Source organism: Blattabacterium cuenoti, assembly GCF_014251315.1.
Classification (GTDB): domain Bacteria; phylum Bacteroidota; class Bacteroidia; order Flavobacteriales; family Blattabacteriaceae; genus Blattabacterium; species Blattabacterium cuenoti_AJ.
Map to the genome: position 1 here is coordinate 379,738 of NZ_CP059185.1, position 13,694 is coordinate 393,431.

General features: G+C 24.7%; 13 protein-coding genes. 3 read left to right on the plus strand and 10 right to left on the minus strand.

Features of this window, described 5'->3' with window-relative positions; translation table 11 throughout:
- The first annotated feature begins 55 nt into the window (after window positions 1–55).
- Entirely contained in the window at window positions 56–2,320 is a 2,265-nt protein-coding gene (locus tag H0H74_RS01785; protein WP_185849003.1) for a transglycosylase domain-containing protein, read from the plus strand.
- A 3-nt stretch (window positions 2,321–2,323) separates the two neighbouring features.
- Window positions 2,324–3,271, plus strand: coding sequence for an NAD(P)-dependent oxidoreductase (locus tag H0H74_RS01790; RefSeq protein WP_185849004.1), 948 nt, complete (start codon window positions 2,324–2,326; stop codon window positions 3,269–3,271).
- Between the two features lie 236 nt (window positions 3,272–3,507).
- On the opposite strand, the gene H0H74_RS01795 is transcribed toward H0H74_RS01790, so the two are convergent.
- The 4 genes from H0H74_RS01795 to H0H74_RS01810 all read right to left on the minus strand — a co-directional run bounded on the left by H0H74_RS01795 (window position 3,508) and on the right by H0H74_RS01810 (window position 7,685).
- Window positions 3,508–5,175, minus strand: a complete 1,668-nt coding sequence (locus H0H74_RS01795; RefSeq protein WP_185849005.1) for a diflavin oxidoreductase — start codon at window positions 5,173–5,175, stop codon at window positions 3,508–3,510.
- Between the two features lie 276 nt (window positions 5,176–5,451).
- Window positions 5,452–6,363 (minus strand): cysteine synthase A, encoded by a 912-nt coding sequence (cysK, locus tag H0H74_RS01800; protein ID WP_185849006.1) that lies wholly within the window; start codon window positions 6,361–6,363, stop codon window positions 5,452–5,454.
- Between the two features lie 16 nt (window positions 6,364–6,379).
- The gene (locus H0H74_RS01805; protein WP_185849007.1) at window positions 6,380–7,204 is read right to left on the minus strand and encodes a serine O-acetyltransferase; all 825 of its coding nucleotides are present in this window, start codon (window positions 7,202–7,204) and stop codon (window positions 6,380–6,382) included.
- Window positions 7,205–7,487: 283 nt separating this feature from the next.
- Entirely contained in the window at window positions 7,488–7,685 is a 198-nt protein-coding gene (locus H0H74_RS01810; RefSeq protein WP_185849008.1) for a hypothetical protein, read from the minus strand.
- 160 nt (window positions 7,686–7,845) lie between these two features.
- On the opposite strand from H0H74_RS01810, the gene H0H74_RS01815 reads away from it, so the two are divergent.
- Window positions 7,846–9,081: an NADP-dependent isocitrate dehydrogenase gene (locus tag H0H74_RS01815; protein WP_185849009.1), complete on the plus strand. Its 1,236-nt coding sequence runs from the start codon at window positions 7,846–7,848 to the stop codon at window positions 9,079–9,081.
- On the opposite strand, the gene H0H74_RS01820 is transcribed toward H0H74_RS01815, so the two are convergent.
- The 6 genes from H0H74_RS01820 to menB are packed head-to-tail and all read right to left on the minus strand — an operon-like array spanning window position 9,082 to window position 13,646.
- Window positions 9,082–10,128 (minus strand): AMP-binding protein, encoded by a 1,047-nt coding sequence (locus H0H74_RS01820; protein WP_185849010.1) that lies wholly within the window; start codon window positions 10,126–10,128, stop codon window positions 9,082–9,084. It lies immediately after the preceding gene.
- Between the two features lie 12 nt (window positions 10,129–10,140).
- On the minus strand, window positions 10,141–10,467 hold the full coding sequence (locus tag H0H74_RS03130) for a hypothetical protein (RefSeq protein ID WP_238784084.1): 327 nt from the start codon (window positions 10,465–10,467) through the stop codon (window positions 10,141–10,143).
- Window positions 10,431–11,222: an enolase C-terminal domain-like protein gene (locus H0H74_RS01825; RefSeq protein ID WP_238784085.1), complete on the minus strand. Its 792-nt coding sequence runs from the start codon at window positions 11,220–11,222 to the stop codon at window positions 10,431–10,433. Before H0H74_RS01825 ends, H0H74_RS03130 begins: the two co-directional genes overlap by 37 nt.
- A 6-nt stretch (window positions 11,223–11,228) precedes the next feature.
- Entirely contained in the window at window positions 11,229–11,915 is a 687-nt protein-coding gene (locus H0H74_RS01830; RefSeq protein WP_185849011.1) for a metal-dependent hydrolase, read from the minus strand.
- A 4-nt stretch (window positions 11,916–11,919) separates the two neighbouring features.
- Window positions 11,920–12,825, minus strand: a complete 906-nt coding sequence (gene menA, locus H0H74_RS01835) for a 1,4-dihydroxy-2-naphthoate octaprenyltransferase (RefSeq protein WP_185849012.1) — start codon at window positions 12,823–12,825, stop codon at window positions 11,920–11,922.
- Window positions 12,822–13,646, minus strand: a complete 825-nt coding sequence (gene menB, locus H0H74_RS01840) for a 1,4-dihydroxy-2-naphthoyl-CoA synthase (RefSeq protein ID WP_185849013.1) — start codon at window positions 13,644–13,646, stop codon at window positions 12,822–12,824. Before menB ends, menA begins: the two co-directional genes overlap by 4 nt.
- Window positions 13,647–13,694: the final 48 nt, after the last annotated feature.

Below are 13,694 nucleotides of genomic sequence, written 5' to 3' on the forward strand. Positions count from 1 at the left end.
TAACAAAAATATAATCATATTATTATGATAATAATAATAAAATTATTTTTCTTTCGTGTATAAAATTCATAAGTTTATTTTTTATTTTTGGTTTTTATTTATTATCGGAATAAGTAGTATCATTCTCATTTTTTATGCAGCTTCTAAAGGTTATTTAGGGACTTTACCTAGTACAAAAGATATAGAGAATCCTGCTATGAAAGTAGGATCAAAAGTTTATGATTCTAACGGGATATTATTAGGAAAATTTTTTTCCGAAAATAGAACTTTAGTTACTTATCAACAACTTCCAAAAGATCTTGTAAATGCACTTATTTCGAAAGAAGATATTCGTTTTAAATATCATTCTGGAATTGATGCTAAATCTTTTCTTAGAGCAATTCTTTCTTTAGGAAAAAAAGGAGGAGGGAGCACTATATCACAACAGTTAGCTAAACTTCTTTTTACAGGTCCATCTGCAAAAAATAAACTACAAAGAATTCATCAAAAACTTTTAGAGTGGGTAATGGCTATTGAATTAGAAAAGCGTTACACAAAAGAAGAAATCATTACTATGTATTATAATAAATTTGATTTTTTGTACAACGCAAAAGGAATAGAAACAGCAGCTCATACTTATTTTAATAAAAAGGTTTCGGAACTCAATTTAGGAGAATGTGCAACATTAGTTGGAATGTTAGAAAATCCTTCTTTATACAATCCAAAAAATTATCCTAGCAGAGCTAGAAAACAAAGAAATTTAGTTTTATATCAAATGAAAAAATATAATTTTTTAAATGTATATAAATATAAAAAAGAGTTGAGTAAACCTATAAAAATTAATTTTAAAATACAAAAAAAAGATTTTGAATTACTAACTTATTATGGTGAATTTTTAAAAAAAGAAATTCAGGAAGCTTTAGATGAACATAAAGAAAAAACTGGACAAAAACTTGATCTTTATTCTAGTGGATTAAAAATATATACATCTATTGATGCTAGAATGCAAGATTATGCAGAAAAAGCTGTAAAGAGACATCTTAGTCAATTACAAATTTCATTTAATCGTTTTCAAAAAAAAAATAAAAACGCTCCATTTTTAAATATTTCTCAAGAAAAAACAAAACGTATTCTCATATCTGCAATGCACAGGACGATTCTTTACCAAGATTTAAAACAAAAAGGATTAACGGAAAAAAAAATTATAGAAGAATTCAAAAAACCACAATTAATTAAATTATTTACTTGGAACGGCCCCAAAAAAATATTAATATCTCCATGGGATTTTATCCGGTATCAAAAAAGTATAATTCAAGCAGGAATGTTATCGATAGAAACCTCTACTGGATTTATTAAAGCATGGGTAGGAGGAATAGATTTTAATCATTTTCAATATGATCATGTAGCACAGACACAACGTCAAGTTGGTTCTGTTTTTAAACCTATTTTATATGCTGCAGCTATTAATGAATTACATTATAATCCCTGTACAAAAATTTCAAATGAAAAATTTCACTTAGGAAAATGGAGTCCTAGAAATTCTAATGGAAAATATGGAGGTTTTCTTACTTTAAAAGATGGATTAGCTTTTTCTGTAAACACTATTTCAGCTCGTTTAATATCACAATTAACTCCAGGTCCAGTAATTAATTTAGCAAAGGATATGGGGATAGAATCTATAATTCCTAAACATCCATCTATTGCGCTAGGTTCTGCAGATTTAACTTTATATGAAATGACAGGAGCATTCAATACATTTACTAATTATGGAATTTATGTTAAACCTAGTATTTTAGTAAAAATAGAAGATGAAAATGGAAATTTAATTAAAGAACATGTAGACATTAGTCAAAAACAAGTTTTTAGTGAAGAGGTAGGATATATTATGTTAAAATTAATGCAAGGAGTAGTAAAATATGGAACAGCCAAAAGATTACAATCATATAATCTTATAGGAGATATAGCTGGAAAAACAGGAACAACTAATGAAAACTCAGATGGATGGTTTATAGGCATGATTCCTAATTTAACTACTGGAGTTTGGGTTGGTTGGGAAGATCGGTTTTCTCATTTTGAGAACATTAAATTAGGACAAGGAGCAAATATGGCTTTACCTATATGGGCTTATTACATGAAAAGTTTATATAAAGATATTAATTTGATTTATCATAATAGATTATTGTTTCATAAGCCTAAAAATTATCAATCTTATTGGGACCATTGTAATGAAATCCATAAAGAAGAAAACATAATCAACGATAAAAAAAAAGAAGAAAATTCTTTAAATATAGATTTTGATATAAACTTAAATTCAGAAAGCAATAAAGATTATGATAAATGATATATGAAAATATTAATTTTAGATAAAAATCACCCTTTTATTGTATACAAACTAAAAAAAGAAGGATTTATTTGTGATGAAAATTACAATGATTCAATAGATAATATTAATATATCTGCATACGATGGCGTTATTTTAAGAAGCAGATTAAAGATAGATAAAAAATTTATTGAAAAAGCTATAAACTTGAAATTTATAGCTCGCATTGGATCTGGAATAGAGAATATAGACAAAAATTATGCTATCAAAAAAGGAATAACTTTAATTTCTTCTCCAGAAGGAAATAAAGATGCGGTAGCAGAACATGCTATAGGTATGCTTCTATGTATGATGAATTATATTATTCATTCACATATACAAATTACAAAAGGAAAATGGAGTAGAGAGGCTAATAGAGGAACAGAAATTATGGGAAAAACAATCGGTATTATTGGATATGGTAATACGGGAAAAGCCTTTGCAAAAAAACTTTCAGGTTTTGATGCTAAAATATTATGTTATGACATTTTATCTGAAATAGGAGATATTTACGCAAAACAGGTAAACATGAATACAATTTTTCAAAAATCAGACATAATAAGTTTACATGTTCCTTATACCAAAAAAACGGAAGGTATAATCAACTATAATTTCATAAAAAAATTTAGTAAACCTTTTTATTTGATAAATACTTCTCGTGGAAAATGTGTAATTACAAGTCATTTAGCAAAAGCATTAAAAAATGGAAAAATATGTGGAGCGTGTTTAGATGTATTGGAATATGAAAATTTTTCCTTTGATAATATTTCTATCCATCGAAAATTTACTAAAAGTTTTCTTGATCTTATTCATTCTAATAAAGTGATATTCACTCCACATATTGCAGGATGGACTAAAGAATCGAAATCCAAAATGGATAAAAAAATTGTAGAAAAAATTATTTTTTTTGAAAAAAAATTGAATCAAATATAATTTGATCAAATTCTAATGGATAAACAAATATATGATATTATAGTAAATTTTTTGTTAAACTAAACATTGCTGTTTAAAGTCATCCTTGTTATTTTTTTTGTGATTCTTTATGTTTACAGTAAAATCTTTATCCTAAAACTAAAAAAAGAATATAAAATGATATTATTGGTTTAATGTTATAACACTCTCCTATTATTTAGGCGATATATTTTCATATTTATAATTGAATTTTTAACTCAATACACATCTTTTAAATATCTCCCTTCTTTTTTCATTTTTTTTAGAAAAAGTTTTGAATCACATTTCCCTACTTTTTCTATAACATCACAAATCATTTTTTCTACATCTACACTCATAGGAATTTTGTTTCCACAAACATAAACATAAGCTCCATTTTTTATCCAAGAAAAAAATTCTGTTCTATTTTCCCATATTTTTTTTTGAACATAAATTTTTTTTTCTTGATCCCTAGAAAAAGATAGACTTACACGATGAAGAATTCCTTTTATTTTCCAATTTTGGATTTCTTTTTGATATAAAAAATCTGTATCAAAGTGTTGATCCCCAAAAAATAACCAATTTTTACCTATAGCTTCTGTTGCTTCTCTTTCATATAAAAAAGAACGAAATGGAGCAATACCAGTTCCAGGTCCAATAAGAATTATATCTTTATCTGATTTGGGTAATTTAAATAGTTGATTTCTATAAACAAAAAAATATAATTCATCTCCTATTTTGAGTTGAGATAAAAAATTAGAACAATGACCATATACAGTTTCTCCATTTAATTGAAAACGATGACGAGATACCGTAATATGAATTTCATTCCCATGAGCTGTAGGTGATGAAGAAATGGAATATAATCTAGGTTTTATGGGTTCCATAATTTTTATCAGATTTTTTAAAGAACATTTTTCCTTCATAGGAAATTCTATTAATAGATCAATAAGTTTCCATTTTTGATTTAATAAAATATTTTTTTTTTCTCTTAGATCAGATAAAAAAGAATATTTTTTCAAAAAATTTTCAGATAAACAAAAGATGTTAAAATTTTTCTTAAAAAGATCAAAAATTTTATTTTTATATTTTTCAAATTCTTTTTTCCTATTCTTTTTTACGTATTCTATAATCTTATCTACTTCATTAGAAGGATTTTCAGGAAAAACCCCTATAGAATCTCCAGGAAGATATTTAATTCTTTTTTGAAAAAAAATTTCAATATGATGAATTTCTTTCTTAGAACCCTTATCCTGATTGTTTAAAATTATATTATTTAAAATTTTACCATATATTTTTCTATTTTTCGTATTTATTTCACATTTTTTTTTTTTTAAAAAATTTATAATTTCAGAAAACCATTTTTCTGCTTGATTTTCATAATCAACATCACATTTATATATTGGAACAATTCTTCTGGCTCCTATGTTATGTAAACGTTTATCTACATCTTCTCCTGCTTTACAAAAATAAGTATAGGATTTGTCTCCTAATGCTAATACGCTATATTTCATTTTATTTAGAAAAAGATTTTTATTACAATGAATAAAATTAAAAAAAGATTTCGCAGAAGAAGGAGGATCTCCTTCTCCATGTGTACTCATTATAATGAAAAAATAATCCTCGTTTTCTAAATCTTGTAAACGGTATTGATCTAAACTGATCAATTTTATTTTCAATTTTTCATTTTTTGCTTTTTGATAAATATCAAAAGCCAAATTTTTAGCATTTCCTGTTTCCGTTCCATAAACTAACGTAATTTTTTTTTCCTCTTCTTTTCTAAATTCTTTAAAATCTTTTTTAAAAAATAACAATCCAGATATGTATCCATTCATCCATATAATTTCTTCTTTAGAGGATTCTTGTATTAACTTAAAAAATATTTTGCTATTTGACTCAGATAACATTTTAATTTTATTTTATACTTTAGAAGAAAAAAACTTTAAAATATCAGAATTAAAAACCATTATTTAATCTACAAATATTAAAAATTTCTACTAATTTTAATTTCATTAATTCATCTATAATATTTTAAAAAATAAATGAGTTAATATTTTATTAAATCAAAAAATTTTTTTCTAATTTCAGAGAACTAAAACGATTTTTGATTTTATGTAAAATTAATAACAATTTAGTCAAAATTACCTGATTTTGATAAAATCAAAATTTCCTTTTTTTTCTCATCATAAAAAAAGATTATCAACTGATAAATATCTTTCTCCAGTATCATAATTTAACGTTAATATTATGGATTTTTTTGAAAATTTAGATAATTCTTTTTCTATAGCAGACAGAGAAGCTCCAGTAGATATTCCAACAAGAATTCCTTCTTTTTTTGCAGTTTTTCTAACATAATGAAAAGCTTCTTCTTTAGATACTAAAAAAGATCCATCTAGTATTTTAACATTTAAAATAGACGGAATGAAACCTGCTCCTAATCCTTGTAAAGCGTGAGGATTGGGTTCCCCTCCAAATATAACTGGAGATTCTATAGGTTCTACAGAAAATATTTTTATATTTGGAAACTTATTTTTTAATACTTCTCCTATTCCAGTGATATGACCTCCAGTTCCTACTCCTGTAATGAAATAATCTATTCCTTTAGAAAAAGCATTAATAATTTCTTTTGCTGTTGTATTTTTATGTATATTAGGATTTGAAATATTGTCAAATTGTTTAGGCATCCAGGAATTTGGAATGGTCTCAATTAATTCTTCTGCTTTTTGAATAGCCCCTTTCATACCATTTTCTTTTGAAGTGAGAACAAATTTTGCTCCAAAAATAGAAAATAATTTTCTTCTTTCAATACTCATCGATTCTGGCATAACTAAAATGAGACGATAACCTTTAACAGAACAAACCATAGCTAATCCTATTCCTGTATTTCCAGAAGTAGGTTCTATGATAATATCTCCTTTATGAATAATTCCTTTTTTTTCTGCATCCTCTATCATAGATAAAGCAATTCTATCCTTTATGCTTCCTCCAGGATTATTTTTTTCCAATTTTATCCAGACCTGATGATTCGGAAACAATCTTTTAAGATGTACATGAGGCGTATTTCCGATAGTTTTTAAAATGCTATCAACTTTCATTTTGAATTTTTTTTGATTATATCATAAAATTAATGGGGTCAGGAAAAGGACTATTATTTCTCATTTTTATTTCGCTTTTTTGGTATACTATAGAAAAAGGGGGGATACTTTTTGTAACCCAAACATTCCCTCCAAGAACACTATCATGACCTATTACAGTTTCTCCTCCCAAAACAGTAGCTCCTGCATAAATTGTGACTCTATCTTCTATTGTAGGATGACGTTTTATATTTGCTAGTTTTTTATCTACATAAATTGCTCCTAAAGTTACACCTTGATATATTCTTACTTTATCTCCTATTTTAGTACTAGAACCTATAACTATTCCTGTTCCATGATCTACGGAAAAAGCTTTTCCTATTTTTGCAGAGGCATGAATATCTACTCCAGTTTTACTGTGTGCATATTCTGTAATCAATCTTGGAAGAATTGGAACATTTTGTATCCATAATTGATGTGCCATCCTATATAATGCAGTAGCAAAAAAACCGGGATAAGAAAGATAAATTTCTTCTATGACCGTTGCTGCAGGATCCGATTTTAATATCGCATTAGCATCTATAATCAACGTTTTATAAATATTAGGGACCTCTTTAAAAAAAACTTGCGTAAGATTATTGGAATCTTTTTCATTTATATCCAATTCAATAAAAATTTCATATAAAAGTATTTGTAATTTTTTGTAATGTTTTTTAAAACAAATTGCATTATTCAATATATTTTGATCTGGAGTAAATAAAGTATGAAATAATTTTTTCACAAAATCTTCAGATTTTTTTTTATCGGAAAAAACGTATTTTTTTTTATTATTTTCAAATAAAGTTGTTAAAAAATCTAACATTTATTTTTTTGATTTTTATTGTATCATATCACATATCCTGTATACAAAATGTATAACAGATTATTTCATATATTATTATATTATTGATCATTGAGTCTTCTTTCTTATTCTTTTGTTTGTAAGTAAAGATCATATGAAATTATAGATATTGTTTTGATTTTACTTTAACTAAATCTTTCCTAAAAAGTTTTTTTTATACACTGTCATAAAAAGAATTTTTATAATTTTTTTGATTCAGATAATCAATAGGAATGGAGGATTTATAAAATCGATTGATATCGTTTCATACTTGACTTGTATGAAGTTCTTGAAAAAAAATTTTATTTAATAAAATCAAATATAAGATTTGATTAATCCCTAAAAATCGTATAAAAACTATTTTTTTACAGAAAAAAAAAGTTTTTAATTCATCTTTTACATATATAGAATTAAGCTTAATTTTTTTGCAAAGATCAGATATATATGGGATTTTCCATTTCATATTTTTTATTCATTGTCATAGGTAAGGATAAGATATGGGTGATTATTATCCAATAACTATATAAACAATACACAAATATAAGAATTTCTTCTTTTTAAAAAAACATGTTATATTATATATATAATAATAAATCTTACAAAAAAAATAGCACAAAAAATTCATGAAAAAAATTAAAGTCACTAATCCTATAGTAGAAATAGATGGAGATGAAATGGCAAAAATTATATGGAAATATATAAAAAAATATTTTATTCTCCCTTATTTAGATATAAATATCATTTATTTTGATTTAGGAATAGAAAATAGAAATATTACAAATGATAAAATTACTATAGACGCTGCTCATGCTATAAAAAAATATAATGTAGGAATTAAATGCGCAACAATTACGCCAGATGAAGATAGAATGGAAGAATTCCATTTAAAAAAAATGTGGAAATCTCCAAATGGAACGATTAGAAATATTATTAATGGAACTATTTTTAGAGAACCTATTATAGTAAAAAATATTCCTCGTTTGATTCCAAATTGGAAAAATCCTATATGTATAGCTCGACATGCTTATGCTGATCAATATCAATCCACAGATTTTGTTATTGAAAAAAAAGGAAAATTATATATTTCTTTTGTTCCAGATGACAACGAAAACAAACCAAAAAAATTTAAAATTCATCATTTTATGGGTCCTGGGGTTGCCATGGGTATGTACAATACAGATCAGTCTATTTATGGATTTGCTCGTTCATGTTTTAACTATTCTATATATAAAAAATGGCCTCTATTTTTATCTACCAAAAATACTATATTGAAAGCATATGATGGAAGATTCAAAAATATCTTTCAAGAAATATATAATAATGAATTCAAATCAAAATTTGAAAATTTACAAATAACTTATGAACACCGCTTGATTGATGATATGCTTGCAAAAACAATTAAATCAAATGGAAAGTTTATATGGGCTTGTAAAAATTATGATGGAGATGTGTTATCGGATTGTATAGCTCAAGGATTTGGTTCTTTAGGAATGATGACTTCTATTTTACTTACTCAAGATGGGAAAACTTTAGAATCTGAAGCTGCTCACGGAACTATAACAAAACATTATAGATTGCATCAAAATAAACAAGAAACATCCACTAATCCTATTGCTTCTATTTTTTCTTGGACTCGTGGTCTTAAACATCGTGCAATTCTAGATAAAAATAGAGATTTAAAATTTTTTTCGGAAAAAATGGAACAAATATGTATAGACTTTATAGAATCAGGAAAAATGACTAAAGATTTATTTAAATTATCTTATGAAAACAAAAAAGGAGATAACTATTTGAACACTAAAACTTTTCTTAAAGAATTAAAAATATTTTTCGATAAAAAAATGAATGAAAATACATAATTATATTTTTATCAGTTTTTTTATAATTTCTTTTCTTTTAAATTTATCTAATAAATTTTCTGTAAAATGAGAAATAAAAAAAATATTTTTTGGTTTATAGAATTTTTTTTTATCGTTAAAAATATTATCTGGAATGTGTAATGAAAAAGGATTTCCTTCAATAATCAATATTACTTTTTCTCCTAAAAGTTGATCTGGAATTGAGGATATAAAAAATCGTTTATCACAAGGAATGAAAGAACTGATTTCTTTTTCTATTAATTCAGGAATAATTTTAATTCCCCCACTATTAATAATATTATCATATCTTCCTATCCAAGAAAATGTATTTTTTGATATCATATAAACAATATCATTTGTTTGCACAAATGAATCCATACAACATGAAGAAAAAATCCTTAAACAATTTCTATTATCTACACTCAAAGATATATCTTGAAATGATTTATAAAAAGTAGATTTATTTGATCCATTAATTTTTTTTATAGCTATATGACCTGAAGTTTCTGTCATTCCATAGGTTGAATAACAAATTGTTGAAATATTTTGCAATTTTTCTTCTAAAAAATTTGAGATAGAGTATCCTCCTATTAAAACAATTTTAATGTATTTTAAATATTTTAAACTGAAATAAACTTGTATAGGGACCATTGATGTAATATCAAAATGTTCTTTAATATTTTTTAAAGGATTAGATGATGGAGGAACACAATATATTTTCCATTTAAAAATAATAGCGCGGACTAAAAACATTTTAGCAGCTATAAAATCTGGAGATAAACATAATAATCCTCTAATTCCTTTTTTATTAAGTCCCAAAAATTCTACTGTTTTTACAGCTCTTTCATACATATGTTTTTTACGTAAAAAAATAACTTTAGGAATACCTGTTGTTCCAGATGTAAAAGATAATATAGGTTTATTATTATCATACCAATTTTTTAAAAATAAAAAAATGGTTTTTTTCCATAAATCTTTTTTTTTATTTTTTTCTTGAAAAAAACAAGAAGATGTTAATATTTTTTTAGAAGAAAAATCTATCCACATTTCTTTATGTATTTAATATAATAATGTTTCTATTCTCCATTTTTTAAATGGATTATACCAAATAAAACCCTTTTTAATTTCTAAAGGAGAAATCCAATTATTTACGTATAAAATACCAGTATTTAATCCATGTGTATTAAAATAACTACTATATTTTTGTTGCATTATAAAAGTCCATTGAGCAATAGCATTAATTCCAATATTACTTTCCAAAGATGAACTGATACACCATTTTATTTTTCTTTTATTGGCTTCTAATATCCATTCTTCAGATCCACGAAATCCACCGTTTATACTGGGTTTCAGTATAATGTATTTTGGATGAATAATATCCAACAACTTTTTTTTTTAATAAAAATACTGACACTTTCTAATTCTTCATCTAATGCTATAGGCAATTTGGATTTTTCACATATTTTTGACATATCACTCCAATTTCCAGGTGATATAGGCTGTTCCATTGAATCAACTATTCCCAAATCATAGAATTTATTTAAATAATATAAAGCTATCTGAATATTTTTAAAACAACCATTTGCATCCACACGTACTTTTATTAATGGATATCTCTTTTTTATCTCTTTTAAAATAAAAATTTGATAATCAATAAGTTTTTGATTTATTTTCATTTTTATGAACGAAAAACCTTTAGTAATTTGATTTTTTATTTCTTTTATTGGACTATTATTAAAAGAATTTAACCATATTAAACTGTTTATAGGTATTCCTTTTTTTCCATGTAAAAATTCAGAATGATATAATACAGGAAACTTATTTTCCAAACTTAAAAATGCTTGTTCTAATCCAAATAAAATAGATGAATATGAAATGTATTTATAATAATAATATATTTCTGTTTTTTTTAAAAAAAAAATTTTTTTAGAAAGATTTTCTAATTCTGTTTCAAATTTTTTTAAGTTTTTTAAAGCGGATTTATCCAATATTGGATTACATTCTCCTATTCCTACTTTATTATTTTTTTTTAATATAATAAACCATATAACATTTTTTTTAAATGTTCTATTGGAATTAAATATTTTTTTTCTAAAAAAAAATGTTTTTTTTTTTAAAAAACAATTTATATCTCTATGCATATTCAATTAAACATATATAATTTTTTCTTTCTCTAATAAAATTAATTCTTTTCCCTTTTCAAAAAATCTTTTTTTTGCTTGTTTTTTATCAATTTGAATATCTTGAAAAGTATTGTAATGAACGCCCAATATTTTATCACATTTCAAAAAATCTGAAGCAAGAATAGCTTCTTCTATATCCATAGTGTATCTTCCTCCTATTGGTAGAATAGAAAGTTTTAATTTACCAAAATGAGGAATCAAATTCATTTCATACATGACAGATGTATCTCCTGATATATATAAATTCCCTTCATCTGTATGTAAAAGAAAACCCCCTGGATTTCCTCCATAAGTCCCATCGTTAAAAACACTGGAATGGGTCGCCCAAACATATTTCAATTTTCCAAAAGGAAAAGATATAAAAGAACCATAATTAATGCCATATGTTTTTATTCCTTTTTTTCCAAAAAAAATAGATATTTCATAATTAGAAATTACTAAAGCATTATTAAATTTATGCGAAAATAATTCTACATCACAAACATGATCATAATGTGCATGAGTTAACAAAATATAATCTATTTTTTGAAATTTTTTCAAAAAATTCGTGTTTTTAAAAATAGGATTTTCAGAAAAAAAAGGATCTATTAATAAACATTTTTCATGTATTTCTAACATACATGTACTGTGAGAAAAAAAAGTAACTTTCATAAGTTTAATTTATGAAACTAATTCCTATACTAAATTCATATAAAAAAGTAAGCATCACTAATTTTTTCAATTCAGAATTAAAAAGTTTTTTTTCTTTCATATAAATTATATTTTTAATATGCAATATTAAAAATATAACAGGAAAAATAAAAAAAAACCATTGATAAATAGTTTTTTTATTTAAAAAAATAAAATATATTCCTAAAAGTATTGAAAGTGATATAACAAATGTATGATATAATTTCGCATATTTAATACCTAACCAAACAGCTGTAGTATATTTTCGATTTTCATAATCGTTATCCAAATCTCTCATGTTATTAATATTTAAAACTCCTATATTCAAAAGTCCTATAGATAAAGAAAGAATAAATATATCTATACATAAAGTGTATGTATACAAAAAATAGCTTCCTTCTACTGAAAAAAAACCAAAAAAAATCAGAACAAATAAATCGCCCATTCCTACCACATATCCATAAGGATATGATCCAATAGAATATTTTATTGAACTGCATATACATATAAAAATTCCTATAAATGATATAATAAAAATGAAAAAATTTTTCCATAAGATAGTTTCACAAAGCAAAAAAAATCCTGAAAAAAAAGATAATATAGAAAATATGTAGATAGCCTTTTTCATTTCTGATAAAGAAATAAAACCACATTGAATTGTTCTTTTAGGACCTATTCGTTTAAAATTATCTACTCCTGTTATACTATCTCCATAATCATTTGAAAAATTAGCCAATATTTGCAATAACAAAGCAGTAATAATACATAAAATATAAGCGATGATATTTACATTTGTTCTAGACTTGGATATAAAAAAACTCAAAGTGACTCCTGAGAAAGATAAAGGTAAAGTATGAATGCGAGCTGCATAAATCCAATACTTCAATTTCATAAAAATCTCGGAAATTTTTTAAAATCTGGAGATCTTTTTTCTAAAAAAGCTTTTTTTCCTTCTTGAGATTCTTCCATTAAATAAAACATCAAAGTAGCATCTCCTGCTAATTGCATTAATCCATGTTGTCCATCTAATTCGGCGTTTAGACAACGTTTGATCATCCTTAAAGACATAGGACTTCTCTTTTGTATAATTTTACACCATTCTATGGTTTTTTTTTCCAATTCTCTTTTTTTTACTACTTTATTAATCAATCCCATTTCTAAAGCTTCTCTAGCAGTATATTTTTTACATAAAAACCACATTTCTCGTGTTTTTTTCTGTCCAATATGACGGGCTAAATATGAACATCCAAATCCACCATCAAAAGAACCAACTTTTGGACCTACTTGACTAAAAATTGCATTATCAGAAGCTATAGTTAAATCACAAACAACATGCAAAACATGACCTCCTCCTATTGCATAACCATTAACCATGGCTATAACCGGTTTGGGTATTTCTCTTACTTTTTTATAAAAATCTAAAATATTTAATCTGGGAATTCCATTTTGATCTAAATACCCTCCCATTCCCCTTGTAGTTTGATCTCCTCCAGAACAAAAAGATTTTTCTCCAGATCCAGTTATAATTAATATATCTATATCATTTCTATTTCTACATATATTTATGGCATCTATCATTTCATTCACTGTTTCTACACGAAATGCATTATGACACCATGGTCTATTAATCTCTATTTTAGAAATTCCTTCTCCAAAAAAAAATAAAATATCTTTATATTTTTTAATTGGAACCCAATCTATAGTATAATTCATAATAAAAAAAATTAAAAATTGATGTTTATTTTGACAAAAAAACAAAAA